General features: G+C 37.7%; 17 protein-coding genes. 8 read left to right on the top strand and 9 right to left on the bottom strand.

Translation table 11 applies throughout. The features are described from left to right. Positions 1-46 precede the first annotated feature (46 nt). The 3 genes from spoIIM to BMX63_RS13465 form a co-directional block, all read right to left on the bottom strand. Positions 47-688, bottom strand: a complete 642-nt coding sequence (gene spoIIM / locus BMX63_RS13475) for a stage II sporulation protein M (RefSeq protein ID WP_093136599.1) — start codon at positions 686-688, stop codon at positions 47-49. Positions 689-808: 120 nt separating this feature from the next. Continuing rightward, positions 809-1,981: an endonuclease Q family protein gene (locus tag BMX63_RS13470; RefSeq protein WP_093136597.1), complete on the bottom strand. Its 1,173-nt coding sequence runs from the start codon at positions 1,979-1,981 to the stop codon at positions 809-811. A 3-nt stretch (positions 1,982-1,984) separates the two neighbouring features. Then, positions 1,985-2,530, bottom strand: a complete 546-nt coding sequence (locus BMX63_RS13465) for an NUDIX domain-containing protein (protein ID WP_093136595.1) — start codon at positions 2,528-2,530, stop codon at positions 1,985-1,987. A 121-nt stretch (positions 2,531-2,651) separates the two neighbouring features. Between BMX63_RS13465 and BMX63_RS13460 the strand changes: the two genes are divergently transcribed. Then, the gene (locus BMX63_RS13460) at positions 2,652-3,572 is read left to right on the top strand and encodes an aldo/keto reductase (protein WP_093136593.1); all 921 of its coding nucleotides are present in this window, start codon (positions 2,652-2,654) and stop codon (positions 3,570-3,572) included. A 325-nt stretch (positions 3,573-3,897) separates the two neighbouring features. On the opposite strand, the gene BMX63_RS13455 is transcribed toward BMX63_RS13460, so the two are convergent. Both BMX63_RS13455 and BMX63_RS13450 read right to left on the bottom strand, forming a co-directional pair. Continuing rightward, positions 3,898-4,419: a YbaK/EbsC family protein gene (locus BMX63_RS13455; RefSeq protein WP_093136591.1), complete on the bottom strand. Its 522-nt coding sequence runs from the start codon at positions 4,417-4,419 to the stop codon at positions 3,898-3,900. Between the two features lie 176 nt (positions 4,420-4,595). Continuing rightward, entirely contained in the window at positions 4,596-5,876 is a 1,281-nt protein-coding gene (locus BMX63_RS13450; RefSeq protein ID WP_093136590.1) for a Y-family DNA polymerase, read from the bottom strand. Positions 5,877-6,068: 192 nt separating this feature from the next. Between BMX63_RS13450 and coaA the strand changes: the two genes are divergently transcribed. Then, positions 6,069-6,998, top strand: coding sequence for a type I pantothenate kinase (coaA, locus tag BMX63_RS13445; RefSeq protein ID WP_093136588.1), 930 nt, complete (start codon positions 6,069-6,071; stop codon positions 6,996-6,998). A 135-nt stretch (positions 6,999-7,133) separates the two neighbouring features. On the opposite strand, the gene BMX63_RS13440 is transcribed toward coaA, so the two are convergent. The 3 genes from BMX63_RS13440 to BMX63_RS13430 form a co-directional block, all read right to left on the bottom strand. Continuing rightward, positions 7,134-7,919, bottom strand: coding sequence for an SDR family NAD(P)-dependent oxidoreductase (locus BMX63_RS13440; protein ID WP_093136586.1), 786 nt, complete (start codon positions 7,917-7,919; stop codon positions 7,134-7,136). Positions 7,920-7,931: 12 nt separating this feature from the next. Continuing rightward, positions 7,932-8,897 carry an MBL fold metallo-hydrolase gene (locus tag BMX63_RS13435; protein WP_093136584.1) on the bottom strand — a complete coding sequence of 322 codons (966 nt, stop codon included), beginning with the start codon at positions 8,895-8,897 and terminating at the stop codon, positions 7,932-7,934. 93 nt (positions 8,898-8,990) lie between these two features. After that, the gene (locus BMX63_RS13430) at positions 8,991-10,619 is read right to left on the bottom strand and encodes a M20/M25/M40 family metallo-hydrolase (protein WP_093136582.1); all 1,629 of its coding nucleotides are present in this window, start codon (positions 10,617-10,619) and stop codon (positions 8,991-8,993) included. 84 nt (positions 10,620-10,703) lie between these two features. On the opposite strand from BMX63_RS13430, the gene BMX63_RS13425 reads away from it, so the two are divergent. From BMX63_RS13425 to BMX63_RS13405, 5 genes are all read left to right on the top strand, one after another. Then, the gene (locus BMX63_RS13425; protein ID WP_093136580.1) at positions 10,704-11,477 is read left to right on the top strand and encodes a glycerophosphodiester phosphodiesterase; all 774 of its coding nucleotides are present in this window, start codon (positions 10,704-10,706) and stop codon (positions 11,475-11,477) included. Between the two features lie 111 nt (positions 11,478-11,588). Beyond that, positions 11,589-12,608, top strand: a complete 1,020-nt coding sequence (gene namA, locus BMX63_RS13420; protein WP_093136578.1) for an NADPH dehydrogenase NamA — start codon at positions 11,589-11,591, stop codon at positions 12,606-12,608. Positions 12,609-12,667: 59 nt separating this feature from the next. Further along, entirely contained in the window at positions 12,668-13,582 is a 915-nt protein-coding gene (gene rnz / locus BMX63_RS13415; RefSeq protein WP_093136576.1) for a ribonuclease Z, read from the top strand. A 12-nt stretch (positions 13,583-13,594) separates the two neighbouring features. After that, complete coding sequence (locus BMX63_RS13410; protein ID WP_093136574.1) at positions 13,595-14,971, top strand: aldehyde dehydrogenase; 1,377 nt, start codon at positions 13,595-13,597, stop codon at positions 14,969-14,971. Between the two features lie 314 nt (positions 14,972-15,285). Continuing rightward, a complete protein-coding gene (locus tag BMX63_RS13405) occupies positions 15,286-16,578 on the top strand; it encodes an NCS2 family permease (protein ID WP_093136573.1) in 1,293 nt (430 codons plus the stop codon). A 30-nt stretch (positions 16,579-16,608) separates the two neighbouring features. On the opposite strand, the gene BMX63_RS13400 is transcribed toward BMX63_RS13405, so the two are convergent. Then, complete coding sequence (locus BMX63_RS13400) at positions 16,609-17,202, bottom strand: class I SAM-dependent methyltransferase (protein WP_093136571.1); 594 nt, start codon at positions 17,200-17,202, stop codon at positions 16,609-16,611. A gap of 174 nt (positions 17,203-17,376) precedes the next feature. On the opposite strand from BMX63_RS13400, the gene BMX63_RS13395 reads away from it, so the two are divergent. Then, positions 17,377-18,093: a phosphoadenylyl-sulfate reductase gene (locus tag BMX63_RS13395; protein ID WP_425441492.1), complete on the top strand. Its 717-nt coding sequence runs from the start codon at positions 17,377-17,379 to the stop codon at positions 18,091-18,093. The last annotated feature ends 147 nt before the right edge of the window (positions 18,094-18,240 follow it).

Genomic DNA, 18,240 nt, shown 5'->3' with positions numbered 1-18,240 from the left:
ATTAAAATCATTATAATCTGCAAAGAATAATGATTTTAATTTGGAATTATAAAACCCATTGAGACACCATTCTCATCGTATAAGGGGAAATAAATGTTTCGACTAAGGTTCCAATTAAGGCAATGGCTAGTACAATAAGAAGAACAGTACTATATTGTGTGAAAAGATTTCGTATTGATTTCTTGTGCATTCTGGTAGAGAAAAGTCTTCTGATTAAATGGAGTGAAAAAATCATTCCAAAGCTACCTGCTATGATATATGCAGGGATAATGAACAAATTTTGCGGAGCGACTGAAACAGTAGCCATTAGTAGACCATACCATCCCAATTGGTTGACAAGAAATCCTACCGAAAAACCAATAACAATTCCTTTCATAAAGATGAAAATCCAAATAATCGGAATTCCGATAATCGATAATCCAAGGATAAAAATGAGCAAAATGTATTTAAAATGATAAAAGAAGCTGGATTGAAATAAATCCTTTGTTTGAAGAAGACGATCCCCCTGGATGTCCTCAAAAAATTGATGGAGGTAGAAAAATAAATCCTGCTTCTGAATAAAATTCATACTATTCACTAGTATAGCACCAAACACAATGCCGATTAACAACAATATAAATACAAATAAATAGATACTGCTGTATTCGCTTATTTGAATATTTGATCGTATTTGTTTTCTTTTCCCCATGTTTATCCTCCGTTCAATTGATTTAATAACTCTATCTAATCTCTTGCTAGTTCTACTCTATGAAAAGAGGCAAGAAAATAGACCAATTGAATAGAGGATTTTATTTAGTATAATCCGTATTTACTTTTCCGTATTTACCTTTCCATATTTCCCTCCACCGCCTGCTAATAGGGAAAGGTTTCCTTTTCTCATTTCTTTTATCATTTGAACAATGGTTTCAGAACAGACCTCTCGTAATTCTTGATCTGTTGCCTTATGAAGAATATACATTTCCGTTCCAATATTTTTTATCATATTTTCAAGCGTTTTAGGTCCAAGCTTAGGTAAATATTCTAAAGGAACCTGATGAATATAGGGGGGTCTTTCAGGCATATACGTATTTGAGTCAGCCAGCTCTTGAATCCGCTCTGAAACACCTTTAATAACTTTTTTACGGCCACAATGGGGACAAGCTTCGCCAAAAGTGGCTGGATGTAAGCAATTTGCACACACGGTAGAATGGTATTTTCCAAGCAGCGGATTCATCCCATAGTTCGCTTCGATTGTACGGCCACCTTTTGATTGCAAGGCCAGCCGTAATTCATTAAACGTTGGAGCCTCCAACTTTATTTTCTGATACTCTCTTGCTATTTTTCGTAACGAGTGGGCGTCTGAATTGGTTAAAAAGGTATAGCTGTGCAATTCAGAAATTTGATCAGCCATGCTTGTATCAGAGCTTAATCCAAGCTCAACAGCATCAATATACTTTGGATGAAGAATCTCAGTTAGGCTTTTCTCTACCCCTTTTCCATATACACTTTTAAAAGGGGTGAAAATATGGGCAGGAATAAACAGGCCATCAAGCTCGATTACTTTTTCCTGCAGGCCCCGGGCATTTTCATATATCCTTTGCGAACTAAGGGTGCTATTTTTCACCCTATCCTGGTACCACTGTGTAAACGTTAGCATCTTTTCAAGTGTCCCAAAAAAGCAGAGCACATGAATAGGACCTTTACAATTCTCATCATAGATTTCAATCTCAGATCCTAAAATGAGTGTGGCCTGTCCATATTTTATTCCTCCGCCTTCAAGCGGATAGGCTTCACCATTCTCCATAAGCTTTACTAATTCTTCCTGAACTTCAGGAACATGTCCATCGATAATTCCAATCATATTTAAACCCTTGCGTTCTGATGCTTCATATAAAATATTGGTTAATGTTAACGAATTCGAAGCAGTAATCTTAACAGGTTTACCATATATCGTTCGACCAATATGTACATGTAAATCAACAAAATATTCCTGAAATGTCATCGATTATTCCATCCCTTGTGCCGTTAAATAAGTCATTGCATAGGCTGTTTTAGCATCATAAATTCTTTGTTCTTTTACTAGTTTGTTCGCTTCTTCTAATGTACATTCCATTAATTCAACAAATTCATCCTCATCAGGTGATGCAGGGTTTTCTACTTTTTCAAGCTCCTTGGCTACATAAATATGAATTAGCTCATCTGAAAAACCAGGTGAGGTATAAAAGGAAGTAACATGAGTTAACTGTGGTGTCCGATATCCTGTTTCTTCCTCCAGTTCGCGTATAGCTGATTTCTCCGGTTCCTCACCTTTTTCCAATTTTCCAGCTGGAATCTCAACTAGGCTCCGCTCCAAAGGCTTTCGATACTGCTCAACCATTACGATTTTGTTCTCCTTTGTTATCGGAATAACAGCTACTGCACCAGGATGTTTTACAATTTCTCTTTTTGAAGTTTTTCCATTAGGAAGCTCCACATCCTCGTGGAAAACATCAATAATTTTCCCTTCAAAAATGGTTTCTGAACGAATCGTTTTTTCTTCAAATTTTCTCATTTTACCATCTCCTCGTTCTTTTATACCTCTTTACTGTATCATTTCTTCTTATACATCTAAAAGATTTGTCATAGCAGTTTTACTTTTTTAGAATAAATAGAAAGAGGGAAAGGAGGATTTGATGAAAAAACGTCAAATTGGAACTTCGGATTTGTTTGTATCAGAAATTTCACTTGGCTGTATGTCTCTTGGTACAGATGTAAAAAAAGCATCTGAAATTATTGACTACGCCCTTGATGCCGGTATTAATTATTTAGATACTGCTGATTTATATGATCAGGGTATGAATGAATCAATTGTAGGTTCAGCTGTAAAAGGAAGGCGCGACCAGGTCATAATCGGAACAAAAGTAGGAAACCATTTCGAGCCTGGTAAAGAAGGATGGTATTGGGATCCTTCAAAAGCCTACATAAAAGAAGAAGTCAAGGAGAGCTTAAAAAGATTAAAAACAGATTATATTGATTTATATCAGCTGCACGGTGGAACGATTGATGACCCCATCGATGAAACGATTGAGGCTTTTGAAGAGCTCAAAAAAGAAGGACTCATTCGTTATTATGGAATTTCATCTATCCGTCCTAATGTGATACGGGAGTATATGAAAAAATCTAATATTGTAAATGTCATGATGCAATATAGTTTACTCGACCGCCGCCCTGAAGAAAATATATTAGACCTGCTGCATCAAAACCATATCAGCGTAATTGCACGGGGACCTATGGCAAAAGGGATGCTTACACAAAAAGGATTAGAACAGGTCGAAAAGAAGGGACAAAATGGCTATTTGGGTTACAGCTATGAAGAACTAAAAGAAATCGTATCAGGCTTTTTAAACCTATCCAATGAAAATATGACACCAAACGCCCTTGCCCTGTCTTATGTGTTACATCATCCGGCTCTGGCAACTGCTTCATTTGGTGCAAGCTCTGTTGACCAACTAAACACTAATCTGACCTATACCGATCAAAACAAATGGGATGATGCTTTATATAAAAAGCTCCAGGAGTTAACGAAGCCCATCCAATATGATAAACATCGTTAAAGTAGAGGGGTGGCGGCACTGCAACATCTATTAAATGAAGTGACTCTAGAGGTTTTTTAATAAGCACTAGTATTTTCAATACGTTTCCTGCTCCATTCGTAATTTTGAAAATGTAACAAAATAAGGCTGGGACAAACGTGTTTTATTAAAGAAACATCCGAACGAAATAGAAATGATGGTTGGTATATAAACACGCTCCGAAAATATACTTCGCTTAAATCGTTCATTGTTCTTCTTTAGAGTTGATTGTTTTGTTATGTCCCAGCCCCTTTATTTCCTCTTCTTTTATTCTCTTTCTTAGTAACCGGGGACACTATGTATTAGGTTACTCCGAATCATGTTGAGCAGCAGATACGGCTTCCTCCTCTATAGTCTCTTCCCAGCCCTTACATACATCAACCCAATCTTTAGCAAAAGAGTACTCATATAATTCTGAAATGGTGAGCTTAATTGCCGAATTCGTACTGCCACATGCCGGAAATACTGTTGTAAATCGCTTCATCGAGACATCCAGATAAACATCAAGCTCCTGTTTCAATCCAAATGGACAAACACCACCGATCGCATGTCCCGTTTGTTCTAAAACTTCATCTGGACTTAGCATACGGGCTTTATACCCAAAGGTTTGACGGAACTTTTTGTTATCAATTTTTGCATCTCCTGCTGCTACAACAAGAATAGCTTTTTCATCTTTCCCCCGGAAGGATAACGTTTTAGCAATTCGAGCCGGTATAACCCCTATGGTTTCTGCGGCTTCCCCAACCGTTGCACTAGAGGTATCAAATTCCATCACATCCTGCTTACGATCCCATTGGTTAAAATGAGCTTTGACGCTTTCAATAGACATCGATTTCACCCTTTCCTATATTTATATAGCATCATAACACAATATAAATTCGAAGGTTAAATAAATTGTTTTAATTGGGGGAAATTTCGAACATTTACCAAAGGAACATTGCTTTTTACTATAACGTCCCTATATGATTTTTCAGGAATAATCAGTCATCTAAATACGCCACTTCCCTAATGATTTTCACCCGCATAATGGCCTCCAACAAGTCCGCTTCGATGGACAGCAGTCCCGGCCTTCGTATAGGAAACAGCTCTTAATAAAGAAGCACTTCCATATTTATTTCGAATTCCATCCATTGTATACGCCAATGCCCGTTTTTTCTCACGATCCTTATCAAATAGACTCAGTTGAATGTAATCATCTTCCATAATATTGGATAACGCAATGGAAATTTTTCTAACCGTTTTTTGTTCATAAAATTGTTCAAAAAGCTGCATGCATACCGAAAAGATATCGGAAGTAATATTGGTCGGTTCATCCATCGTTCGGGAACGATAAAAGCCTCCCCCTTCATTTTTGCTATACCCGATGCCTAAACTTACCGTTCGTCCAATTTTACGGCTTTCCCGAGCTCGTTTGGCTACCTCTTCACACATCTCTAAGAGGACATAACGCACTTCTTCAGGATTAGTATAGTCGCGCAGTAAAATTTGACTTTTCCCAAAGCTGATCTGGCCATCTAATATCGGAGCTCCTAATTCAGATAAATCTACACCATTGGCATGATAAAACAGCTGATTTCCCATTACCCCAAATGTCTTCTCTAACTTTTCAAGGGGATAATGGGCAAGCTGACATACATTTGTAATCCCCATACGATTTAATCGCTTCTCCAATCTTGAGCCAATTCCCCACATCCGGCTCAATGGTGAAACCGGCCAAAGCCTTGATGGAATATCTTTATAGGTCCACTCGGCAGTTCCTGCTTTTTTCGCATCTAAATCCAGGCATAGCTTTGCCATTAGCATATTAGGTCCAATTCCTACAGCCGATGGAATTTGGAACGTCTCAAGTAATTCATCTTTAATCCGCTCGGCCAATTCCTTTGCACTTCCCCACATTTTTTCTGTCCCCGTCACATCCAGGAAGCTTTCGTCCACACTATAGGTGTGAATGGACTCTTTTGGAACAAAGTGATGGAACAGACGCGTGATTTCCACAGAGATTTCCAAATACATCTTCATTTCTGCGGTCACAACCACAATTCGCGGGTCATCCGGAATTTCAAATAGCCGGTTGCCTGTTCGGATCCCAAAATCTTTTTTTAAAGCAGGAGATGCAGCCAAAATAACACTTCCAGGCCGATTTGTATTTCCAACAACAGCAAGATGACAGGTTAACGGATTAAGTCCACGAGCTACAGCAGCACAGCTTGCATAAAAGCTTTTCATATCGATACATAAAATTTTACGCTCTGGAAAAGCACTATAATCAATGGCTGGATTGCCCATAAAAAACCGCTCCTTCGTAAATCATTATATGTTTATTATGCGAATATACGTTCGGTTTATCAAGTGTAGTTTTTTCCAATTTTATGTAAGCGTTATATCAAGTAGTTGATGAATGAACAAAGTTTGTATTATGATAGATTACAAGTATCATAAATTTGACAAAAAAATGACATAGATAAACGAGGTATATTTATGGAAAACTACTCACCTTACATGACATTTTCGAAAGAGGAATGGGCTAAACTCCGATTTAACACACCGATGACTTTAACCGAATCTGAAATTGAGGAATTACAAGGTGTCAATGAACAGCTATCTATGGAAGAGGTTTCAAACATTTATTTGCCACTAACCCGCTTATTTAATTTATACATAACCGGGTCTCAACAGCTTCATTCCATTACAGACACCTTCTTTGGGAAACAAACGAACAAAGTACCATTTATTATTGGCATTGCAGGAAGTGTTGCAGTTGGAAAAAGCACAACCGCCCGTATTATCAGAGCTTTATTATCCAGATGGCCAAATCATCCAAAAGTGGAAATCATTACAACTGATGGGTATCTTTATCCGAATGCGGTTTTAGAAGAAAGAGGGCTTATGAATCGTAAAGGATTTCCTGAAAGCTATAATACAAGAGCACTGGTTGATTGTTTAATTAAGTTAAAATCTGGAGCTAAACAAGTAAAAGTCCCGATTTATTCACACTTAACCTATGACATTATTCCAGGTCAGTACAATACGATTGAACAACCGGATATTGTGATTGTAGAAGGTATTAATGTTCTGCAGACACCTAAGCCATCCAAACACAGTGTATTCGTTTCGGACTTTTTTGATTTATCCCTTTATGTCGATGCAAGTGAAGCTGATTTATTAAGATGGTATGTAGATCGATTTAAAAAGCTTCGTTCTACAGCCTTTGCGGACCCAAAATCCTATTTTAACCGCTATGCAAACATTTCAGATGAAGAAGCAACCATAACAGCTACCCAAATCTGGAACAACATCAATAGTGTAAACTTACAAAAGAACATCAAACCAACCAAGAATCGGGCGGATATTATTTTAAGAAAAGAAGATAATCATGTCATTAAGACCATTAAACTTAGAAAAATCTAAGACCCATAACAAAATAAAGAACGTAGTCGCATTCTATAACTTGTTAGCTGGTTTCAATAATCGGAATCGATTCATTTGTACGAAAACTATACAGGGAGGCTGCAAATTGTGATACGACTTGCAGCCTCTCTGTAGTTATTTTTTTCGAAATTGTCTTTTTAATAGCTTTTCCGTTACATGAGGAAACAGTTTATGGATTCGGCTTCCCAGCTCCATCCATAAAGGTAAATTAATTTCCCGTACAGGTGTATTCATTTTTTGCACAATTTTTCGGGCTACTTTATCCGCATCTAACATAATGCGATCCACAGACTGAGCGTAGCCCCCATCCGGATCAGCTGTTTCAAAAAAGTTTGTTTTTACAGGCCCTAAGTTGACTGCTGTAACAATAATCCCCTGTTGCTCCATTTCCATACGAAGACCATGTGTAAATCCTAAAACCGCATGCTTCGTGGCCGCGTATCCAGCTGCTTTTGGTGTGGCCATCTTTCCTGCCTGGGAGGCAATGTTAATAATGTGCCCTTCACCAAACTGAACCATATGTGATGCAAAAAATTGTGAGGATTGAATTAAAGCATGCACATTTACCCGGTACATTCCTTCAAAGTCCGCTAATGTCATATTAGATACAGGTTGAAATAAACCAAACCCCGCATTGTTAATGAGCACATGAATTTGCTGAAAGTCCTTAACAATTTGGTTCATCGTGCGTTGCCATTCAACCTCATTACCCACATCACAAACATAGTAACCAGCATCAATGGAAAATTGACGATGAATATCGGCGGCGATTTTATTTAATTTTTCGCGAGAACGGGCTACAAGGATAGGTGTTCCTCCATTTTTAGCCACATACCATGACAACTTGCTGCCAATCCCGCTCGAAGCTCCTGTAATAACTATATTCTTTCCATTCAACATGTTACCTAACTCCTACTGTTTTACTCGCATATAGGTCAATCTATTACCATTACGCTCTACTTTTACCCTGCCAGTGGATTCTAAATAATCTAACTGGGCCATCGTTTCAGATAAAGTTAACTCAAATTGGGATTCAAATTTTCTTGGGAATAGCTTTTGGCAAACTTCAAAAGGAGTTAATGGCCCGTCTGCTAAAAAGGAAAACACTTTTTCTGCCCGTTTTTCCTGTTTATTAATACGTTCCTTTATTAAGTAATCAACTTTATGAAACAAAGGACCATGCCCCGGATAAACCTGGTTTACTTCGTAGGACAGCATTTTTTGCATAGATTCTCGGTATTGTAACATAGGCTTTGGTCTTGGCTGTCCTTTATCCATTGGCGGCTCTAATAAAGGATTGGAGGAGATATGATATAACATGTGATCCCCAGCTAGTAGATCGTGATTATAAGAATGATAAAAGGATAAATGACTTTGCGCATGACCAGGGGTTTCGATTACGGTCCATCCCTCATGACCTGGTAATGTATCATGTTCCTGAAGATAACCTGTTAACGCCCCTTCTCCCGCTAAATGTCGATTTTTTTTCATGGTTTTAAGTACGTCCTGAAAATGTTCAGGTACTCCCCATGCCTGATAATAGTCTTCAAAAAATTGAAAATAACGATCAAAATATTCCTGATCCCTTGTCAACCATTTTTCAACAAGAGGATGGGCATAAATTTGCTGAACATGCTCGAGGCGACTAACCAGTCCAGTATGGTCCGGGTGATGATGAGTTAAAATAATCTGCTCAATATCCTTTACATCATAACCCAATTCTTTCAATTGATAATGTAATGTTTCCCAGGCTTCATCTGTATTTACACCTGCATCGATTAAAGTTAGTACATCACCTTTTAATAGGTACATATGAACATCGCCAACCGGAAATGGTGTTGGTACGGTTATTTGATATACTTTCTCTGTTTTAAGCATTTCGATTTCCTCCAAACAAAACTGAATGAGTATTCATTTACATACATTTTACTCTTCCTGAATCGATTTGTCATACCTTTTAGCTAACATGATTTATTCGTTTGGTTGAAAAAGGCGAACTAAAGCCTGGTGCAATACATTTGGAAGGATTTCAAATGAATAGGTTAGCTCCAGACGCTCGGTCCATTGATGAGCATCCTTGCCTAAAGGCCCAATATTTATAATGGGCATCGTTACTGCATGTAATGCATCATGATCAAATGTATAGCCTTTTTTATCGATAGGCATGTTCTGTTTTAGCAGACCCGTTTTTTGTTCAGATGTCATTGGGCCAATAAAACTTAAATCAGAAAGACCTGGAAAAAATTCAACCAATTCTATATCAATTTCTGCTGTATCCTTAAGTGATTTTTGAACAAAACCTAAAACGTCCTGAACTTGCGGATGATTCTTCGATGAAACAGATGGATAGAAGGGCGGGCTGTAAAACAAGACAATCATAGGTGCTAAATCCTTACACAAATAAGCCAAATCCTGAACCAATAATGTTGAAAAATCCCTATCACCTTCTTCGCGATTAGTAATGAGTAAATTTTGGCGTCTTTGTACCTCCTGTTCTCCATGCCTTTTAGCCGCTTCTTTATATAGATCCTCATACAACATAACTTTGACATCTATTGTGGAATCAAAACTGATTCTGGCCCTCTCCATAAAAGCTTTTACCTTTTTTCGGTGATGCTCTTCAATTCGGATTTTTGCACGGTTGGATGCCTGCACGAGTTTATTTGTGATTTCCTGAATGCTTTGCTTCATAAATAAAATATTATACATGGATATGGCTGATATAGGTGTTTGTACTGAATATTCTTCCTTTAAATCCCGATTCATCAAACTCACAGGCGGTGGAGTCGTTTCCTCTCCTGCCTGTTCAATAAAATCCTCCTGAAGCTCAAGCTCCTGATTTAAGTAACTAATCATTACATTGGCATTCAAACCATTAAAAGGTTCACCAACATGAGTTTCCTTTCCATAACAATAAAAACCAGGCAATACTTTACCGATAGAGCCCATATACATGTAATAATTCTCATCACCAGGATGCTTACGGAAAACAGGTTCACTATTTAAACAAGCTAAGTATGTAAGGTCCTCGTTTTCCTTCCAGCGATTTAATACAGGTAATGAAGCAAGCATTCCCGAAGAATTCACTTCTTCATCTGGAACTACAAGCAAAAGAAGATTGCCTGGAAACTGACCATTCATAGCTCTTTCCAGCATTGATAATTGTAAAGTTAAGCCAGCCTTCATATCCATTGTCCCTCTTCCAAATAACCACTCGCCAGATTGAAGGTCTTTTTGAGCATCATTTGGCAAATGGCCTAGGTTTTTAAGTAATTCAGTTGTTAATTCTTTAGGACGGAATGCAAGATTAATAAATGGTCCATAATCTTCCACATCTACTACGTCAATATGACTGACTAAAACAACGGTTTCTTGTGTGGTTTTATCAGCTTTGACCAGTGCAGATAGCAGTTGTCTGCCATCATCAAGGGGATCTAATGATAAATGCTCAGGATTTTCCTTAAAATAGGAACGTTCAGATAATAGATGCTCGATATACTGTATAATTGCGATTTCCGCATCTGTACCCGTTATACTTGGATAATCCACCAGGGAACAAAGCAACTCAACTAATTCGTCCTTTGTTTGCCATTTATTCATGTCACGCTCTCCCTTCAAAATGATATTGACTTTTTCTTTAAAATCTACCACAATCTAAAAAGAGTTTAAGAAAGGATGAAAATCATGAGAACCAGGATTTTTGCGCATAGGGGCGCTTCTCAATATGCTCCTGAAAATACAATGCCAGCTTTTCAACTCGCCTATGAAATGAATGCAGACGGAATTGAAACCGATGTACAGCTGACAAAGGATGAGATTCCTGTTTTAATTCATGATGAAAATGTGAGAAGGACAACTAATGGAACCGGTTTTGTGCAGGACTATACCTTAAATGAATTAAAACAGTTAGATGCTGGATCTTGGTTTTCATCATCATACACGAATACTTCTATTGTAACATTAGAAAAATTCCTGCAATGGATTTCATCCAAAACTTTAGAGTTAAATATAGAATTTAAAAATAACGTTATCGATTATAAAAACTTGGAAAATATTGTATATCATATGGTAAGAGATTATGGTGTATTAGATCGAACCACTTTCTCAAGTTTTAACCCAAGAAGTATGGAACGTATGAATAAACTGGATCCTAATGTAAACACTGCTTTTCTCACAACAAGTAAAGTACGGCGTTTAACTCAATTTGTTCAATCCATCGGCTGTAATGGTTTACATGTGAAATATCGGGTCCTTTCAACACAATTAGCTGAAGAGAGTGACAAATATGGGATTGATTTGCGGGTGTTTACTATTAATCGTCCAGCACAAATGTCACGCTGTTTTAAATTAAATTGTGCCGGTATATTCACTGACGTACCAGATCTGGCCATGTCCAAAAGAGCAAACTATCCGAACAATCATAATCCTATACGTATCCATCCTTTCCAAAGAAGATGAGCAAGACCTTTTATCATTGTCCATTTTTTCAGTAAAATGAAACCATGTGGGCTTCTCTTTTAAAAAGGGATCCAATCATCTTGATTCAGAAAAAATACAGGAGGTTATTATATGTCTAATAAGCTATTTTCACCATATACCATTAAGGATGTTACATTAAAAAACCGGATTGTAATGTCTCCTATGTGCATGTATTCAGTAGAGTCTGAGGATGGTAAGGTTCAGCCTTTTCATATCACACATTATGAAAGTCGTGCAGTCGGGCAGGCCGGATTAATTATGGTTGAATCAACAGCTGTTACCCCAGAAGGACGTATTTCTACATATGACTTGGGAATTTGGGAAGATGAACATATAACCGGTTTACGTCAAATTACTGAAGCTGTTCATGGTCACGGTGCTAAAGCAGCGATTCAATTAGGACACGCAGGACGCAAAGCTAATCTCCCATCCAAAATCTACTCTGCCTCACCTCTTGCGTTTAGTGATCAATATCAAACCCCGATTGAAATGGATCAAGATAAGATTAATGATACGATTAAAGCCTTTCAGGATGGTGCACAACGGGCGAAAGAAGCCGGCTTCGATATTATTGAAATGCATGGGGCGCATGGCTATTTAATTAATCAATTTTTATCCCCATTAACGAATAAACGAAAAGATGAATACGGAGGTTCTGCAGAGAATCGTTATCGTTTTCTCCGTGAAGTCATTGAAGCTGTAAAAGAAGTGTGGAATGGACCGCTCTTTGTGCGAATTTCGGCTAATGAATATGATGAAAACGGCAACCATCAAGAAGACTTTTTATATTTTGCCAGCGAAATGAAAAAACAGGGCATTGTTCTTATCGATTGCAGTTCTGGTGGCGTGATTCCGGTAAAAGTACCTTCTTATCCTGGTTATCAAGTTACGTATGCTGAACAAATACGTAAGGAGGCTGAAATCGCTACTGGTGCAGTTGGGCTTATTACCAGTGGAATTCAGGCAGAGGAAATACTTCAAAATGGACGTGCAGATCTTGTGTTTCTAGCTCGTGCCTTTTTACGTAATCCATATTGGCCAAAGCAAGCCGCTGATGAATTAGGTGAAACGATTGAAGCCCCTGTACAGTATAAACGGGGTTGGCGTTAAAAGATTTCATAAATTGCCTATGAATGTGTGAAGAAGTCCTAAATGGAGGAGGTTTTTGTATGGATTTATTTTTTCTTGGAACCGGTGCCGGCGTTCCCTCAAAACAGCGAAATGTTACATCGATTGCCTTACAGCTCCTCCAGGAAAGGGGATCCATTTGGCTATTTGATTGTGGGGAATCCACTCAGCATCAAATTTTGCATACCCATATCAAACCGCGTAAAATTGAAAAGATCTTTATTACCCATCTGCATGGAGATCATATTTTTGGTTTGCCTGGACTTCTTGGTAGCCGCTCCTTTCAGGGTGGTGTAGCACCTGTTGAGATTTATGGCCCACCAGGAATTAAAGAATTCGTTACAACCTCTTTAAAGATTAGCCAAACACGTTTGAAATATAAAATACATTTTATTGAAATTGAAGAAGGCGTACTATTTGAGGATGATCAATTTAAAGTTCAAACAACTAAACTTGATCATGGCATTCCTTCCTACGGTTATCGTATTGAAGAAAAGGAAAAAATAGGCGAGCTGATTCCGGGGAAATTAAAGGATGCTGGTATTCGACCAGGCCCCATTTACCAGCAAATCAAAGAAAATCCGACTATTACACTTGAAGATGGCCGTACGATTCATCGTAAGGATTTTGTTGGTGCACCGAAAAAAGGAAAAACGATTTGTATATTTGGGGATACTAGATATTCAAACCAATATGCGACTTTTGCCCAAAATGCGGACATACTTGTTCATGAGGCTACCTTTGGTGCAGCAGATGAAGAGCTTGCATATGAATATTATCATTCTTCAACCAAGCAAGCCGCAACCCTTGCATTAGAAGCAGGGGTTAATCAATTGCTGTTAACTCACATTTCATCACGGTATCTTGAAGAAGACATCCCTCACCTAATAGCAGGGGCAACAGATATTTTTCCGAATACGAGAATTGTTAATGATTTTGACCAGGTGAACGTTTAGGAGGGATACCCAATGGAAATTACGACAATAATCCAAAAGCAAAGGGAAATGTATGAAGGGAGCAAGACCTTTACCTATACTTTTCGAATACATCAGCTTGAAAAGTTAAAGCGTATGCTTGAACGATATGAAAAGGACATGTATCATGCGTTAAAGCAGGATTTAAATAAATCTGAATATGAGGCATTTGTTACAGAAATAGGTTTTCTTTTCACAGAACTCACAGAGACAATGAAGTACTTAGGTGAATGGATGCGACCAAAAAAAGTAAAGACTCCCCTCACTCATAAAGGATCGAAAAGCTTTATTTATAAGGAGCCCTATGGGGTTTCCCTTATTATGGGTCCCTGGAATTATCCAATCAATTTAACTCTTGCACCCTTAATTGGTGCTATTGCTGCAGGAAATTGCGCAGTCATTAAGCCATCTGAGTTTACTCCTAACGTTTCAAGCCTGCTTCGTCATATGATAAAAGAAACCTTTGATGCCAATTTTGTCACGGTTATAGAGGGAAATAAAGAAATTGGTGAGCAGCTTCTTAATGAACGCTTTGATTATATCTTTTTTACTGGCAGCGAACCGATTGGAAAAATGGTCATGGAAAAAGCGAGTAAGCATTTAACCCCTGTAACGTTAGAACTAGGTGGAAAAAGTCCTTGTATCGTTGACCGTGATGCAAAGCTTGATTTAGCTGCAAAACGAATCGTCTGGGGAAAGTTTACGAATGCAGGACAGACATGTGTGGCTCCGGACTATTTATATGTTCATGAAGATATTAAAGATGCGTTTATCGAGAGGTTTAAAAACGCCGTTAAAAAAATGTACGGAGAAAAACCACTTGATAATAAAGACTATACACGTATTGTCAATAAGAGGCATTTTAATCGCTTAAAAGGGCTTTTGGACAATCAGTCTATTGTTTTCGGTGGAGAAGCTGATGAAAGTAAGTTGATGATTAGCCCAACATTGATAGAAAACCAAACATGGGATGATCCTGTTATGCAGGAGGAAATTTTCGGACCTATCCTCCCTATCTTTACATTTAATGATTTGAGTGAAGTAAAGGAAGAAGTTCGTAACGCACCAAGACCTTTGGCCCTGTATTATTTCTCAGAAAACACGAAAAACCAGGAATGGATGATTAAGAACATTACTTATGGTGGTGGGTGCATTAATGATACACTTATGCATCTTGCCAATCCTTATTTACCATTTGGCGGAGTTGGAAGCAGTGGAATGGGCAGTTATCATGGAAAAGCAACCTTTGATACCTTTTCACACCATAAAAGTGTCTTGAAGCAAACCACAGCTTTTGATTTAGCCTTTCGTTATCCTGGTTCAAAGCTGGGAGTAAGAATTTTACGGAATTTGATGAAGAAAAAATCATAATAACTAAATAAAGAAGATGCAAATAGAGAAGACGTTTAAGGAAGATAAATGGCTTCTCTATTTATTTTGGCTATTTTCTGTTTTACTGGATTTTTATATGTGTTTTAGCCGAAATTATCATTCATTTCCAGTATGATCTTCTTGTCGATTAAAATCCGTGATTTCCCATTCTTATACTTCATATGTATTCCCCTTTTCTCTACCAACATGCACAAAAATGAAAGATGCATATAATTTTTCCTTGAAAAAACAATAGAAAACGAATATTATAGTAAACGTTGGTTAAAATTATACGGAAAAAGATTGGTGATACGATGAATAAATACTTTAAACTTGAAAAAAATGATACAAATATTCGAACAGAGGTTACAGCTGGTTTCACTACCTTCCTTACAATGGTCTATATTATCTTTGTGAATCCCGGAATTCTGCAAGCAGCAGGGGTTCCATTTGATCAAGTATTTATGGCCACCATTATTTCTGCTGGATTAGGTACCCTAATCATGGCACTTTTCGCCAATTACCCTATTGCCCTTGCACCAGGAATGGGATTAAATGCTTATTTCGCTACGATTGTTGGAGCTCAAGGCCTATCTTATCAATCGGTATTTGGCACTGTATTTCTAGCTGGAATTTTATTTATACTATTAAGTTTAACGAAAGTAAGAGAAACTCTGATTGAAGCTATTCCAACATCATTAAAATTTGGAATTACCGCGGGAATAGGTTTATTTATTGCATTTCTTGGCTTACGAATGTCCGGGATTGTCGTAGCAAATCCAGAGAATTTAGTTTCTTTAGGAGATTTGATTCAACCTATTACTCTATTGAGTATTGTCGGGCTGTTAGTTACATTAATTTTAATTGCACTTGAAGTAAAGGGCGCACTGTTTTTAGGGATGATTTTCACAGGAATTACCGGATTTTTTACGGGACACTTAGAATTTCAAAATGGTTTCTTTTCCTTACCTCCCACTCCTGTATTTTTTGATTTAGATATAGCCAGTGTCTTTAGTCAGGGATTGTATGCAATCGTCTTTGTTTTTCTTCTTATTACATTGTTCGATACTACCGGAACACTAATTGGTGTGTCGGAACAAGCGGGTCTGATGCAGGATGGCAAACTTCCGAATGCCAAATCTGCTTTCATGGCAGATGCTGTGGCAACTACAGTAGGTTCAACATTTGGAACAAGTCCTTCGACTGCTTATGTTGAATCAGCTTCCGGAGTTGGGGCTGGGGGACGAACGGGATTAACGTCCTTGGTAGTAGCCTTGCTGTTTTTTGCTGCTATGTTTTTCTCCCCTGTTGTTGAAGCTGTGGCAAATCTATCAGCTATCACAGCACCCGTCTTAATCATTGTAGGTTTTTATATGATGCAGGGACTGGCACAAATTGAATGGAAGAATTTCATTGAAGCCTTTCCTACCTTTGCTATTATTTTAACGATGCCTCTTACGTCCAGTATTGCAACAGGAATAGCTGTGGGCTTTATCACGTACCCACTTCTAAAACTTATAAAAGGACAAGGCAAGGAAGTTCATTGGATTCTTTATGTATTTGCTGTCCTATTTATCATCCAATTAACCTTTTTCCCTATGCATTAAACAACAAGTAGCGCTTGGATAATCCAAGCGCTACTTGTTATTTAAGCATGTAATGGTTAAAAAGAGACCTTTATAATATTCATGCACATCCTCTATTGTAAAATCAAACATTTTAATTAAACCTAAAGTATCACGATTTAAATGGCAGCCGTCGCATATTTTTTTCCAAAAAGGAGTAAGGATATCCTGTGCTTTGGCCAGAAATGGCTGTTTAAGCATTACATGCTCAAAAAACAGAATATTTGCCCCCGGCTTACTGACCCTTAATATTTCTTTTAGTGCCTGCTGAGGTTCGGGAATCGTACAAAAGACAAGCGTTGCAACTACCGTATCAAATGTATTGTCAGCAAATGGAAGGCTTTCTGCCCCTACTATATACGTTTGGATATTTGCTTTTGATTTCTTTACTTTTTTGCCAGAACGTTTACTCATAAGAGGGTTTGGTTCGATGGCATCGACTTGATCAGCGTGTTGATAAAAGGGAAAATTCACCCCTGTCCCTGATCCAATTTCCAGTACTCTTCCTTCTGCTTTTGATAATAACTGTCTTCGAATTTTCTTAAACTTATATTTTTCAAGGGGATTCATTACTAAATCGTATAATTTTGGAAACCACTTCCCCATACCAAATCACCTCTACCATAAATTGATTCAACGCTTTGTACTAATTATATCATTTTCTAAAGAAAACATATTATATTAAGATTGTAGTATATGTTTTATTTGACAGACCATGAAAGTAAGAGATATCTTAATTGAAAAGAATAATGCGGTTATTTTAGAAGGGGTGTCATTGTGATACAGTCCAATTCTTTTTCATATGATTCACTTAAAGACTCAGATTACCAGGAGATTCATCAATGCTTTAGTCAAAAAACAACGCTCGATCTGATTCACTGGGCCTATCATACATTTGGAGATGACTTGGTTTATTCCTGTAGCTTTGGAGCAGAATCTATGGTTCTAATTGATTTAATTTATAAGGTAGAACCGAAAGCAAAACTTGTATTTTTAGATACAGACTTTCATTTTCGAGAAACCTATCAATTAATAGAAAAAGTAAAAGAAATATACCCTGAGTTGAATATTGAATTTATTAAACCTGAATTAACACCTACGGAACAGGCTAAAGAATATGGAGATAAATTATGGGAAACAAACCCTGATTTATGTTGCCAAATTCGAAAAATTGATCCTTTAAAAAAGGTATTATCGAATACCAGAGCCTGGATTTCAGGATTAAGAAGGGATCAATCTCCTTTAAGAGCAGGAACCAATTTTGTTAATAAGGATGATAAATTTCAATCCATCAAAATATGTCCGCTTATCTATTGGACGTGGGATGAGATTTGGGATTATATTAAAGCACATCATCTTCCATACAATGAACTACACAATCATCATTTCCCAAGCATCGGCTGCACGTATTGCACTATCCCAACCACAAACCATGCAGACTCCAGAGCAGGCAGATGGGCAGGCCAAACCAAAACCGAATGCGGCCTACATTATTAACAGAAAAGCGAAGGCGACCGATTAGGCCCTACAACATAAGCAAAATCCACGGAGTGACACGCCCTTTTGTCACGTAGTGGATTATGCTTATGTCTGCTTGGGCCTGGGAGCCATAGCTGGACAATAGAAAAGCGAAGGCGACCGATT

This window comes from Salinibacillus kushneri, from assembly GCF_900111405.1.
In the GTDB taxonomy this organism is placed as follows: Bacteria; Bacillota; Bacilli; order Bacillales; family Alkalibacillaceae; genus Salinibacillus; species Salinibacillus kushneri.
The sequence above is the reverse complement of the archived record's forward strand: the minus strand, read 5'-3'. Positions and strand labels throughout refer to the sequence as shown.

Bases quoted from the DNA above. Each gene is read 5' to 3' on its own strand.
- rnz (WP_093136576.1), top strand. From the start codon at position 12,668: ATGGATTTATTTTTTCTTGGAACCGGTGCCGGCGTTCCCTCAAAACAG.
- BMX63_RS13400 (WP_093136571.1), bottom strand. From the start codon at position 17,202: ATGGGGAAGTGGTTTCCAAAATTATACGATTTAGTAATGAATCCCCTT.
- BMX63_RS13425 (WP_093136580.1), top strand. From the start codon at position 10,704: ATGAGAACCAGGATTTTTGCGCATAGGGGCGCTTCTCAATATGCTCCT.
- BMX63_RS13455 (WP_093136591.1), bottom strand. From the start codon at position 4,419: ATGTCTATTGAAAGCGTCAAAGCTCATTTTAACCAATGGGATCGTAAG.
- spoIIM (WP_093136599.1), bottom strand. From the start codon at position 688: ATGGGGAAAAGAAAACAAATACGATCAAATATTCAAATAAGCGAATAC.
- BMX63_RS13430 (WP_093136582.1), bottom strand. From the start codon at position 10,619: ATGAATAAATGGCAAACAAAGGACGAATTAGTTGAGTTGCTTTGTTCC.
- BMX63_RS13435 (WP_093136584.1), bottom strand. From the start codon at position 8,897: ATGCTTAAAACAGAGAAAGTATATCAAATAACCGTACCAACACCATTT.
- BMX63_RS13405 (WP_093136573.1), top strand. From the start codon at position 15,286: ATGAATAAATACTTTAAACTTGAAAAAAATGATACAAATATTCGAACA.
- BMX63_RS13450 (WP_093136590.1), bottom strand. From the start codon at position 5,876: ATGGGCAATCCAGCCATTGATTATAGTGCTTTTCCAGAGCGTAAAATT.
- BMX63_RS13470 (WP_093136597.1), bottom strand. From the start codon at position 1,981: ATGACATTTCAGGAATATTTTGTTGATTTACATGTACATATTGGTCGA.
- BMX63_RS13440 (WP_093136586.1), bottom strand. From the start codon at position 7,919: ATGTTGAATGGAAAGAATATAGTTATTACAGGAGCTTCGAGCGGGATT.
- BMX63_RS13460 (WP_093136593.1), top strand. From the start codon at position 2,652: ATGAAAAAACGTCAAATTGGAACTTCGGATTTGTTTGTATCAGAAATT.
- coaA (WP_093136588.1), top strand. From the start codon at position 6,069: ATGGAAAACTACTCACCTTACATGACATTTTCGAAAGAGGAATGGGCT.
- BMX63_RS13410 (WP_093136574.1), top strand. From the start codon at position 13,595: ATGGAAATTACGACAATAATCCAAAAGCAAAGGGAAATGTATGAAGGG.
- namA (WP_093136578.1), top strand. From the start codon at position 11,589: ATGTCTAATAAGCTATTTTCACCATATACCATTAAGGATGTTACATTA.
- BMX63_RS13465 (WP_093136595.1), bottom strand. From the start codon at position 2,530: ATGAGAAAATTTGAAGAAAAAACGATTCGTTCAGAAACCATTTTTGAA.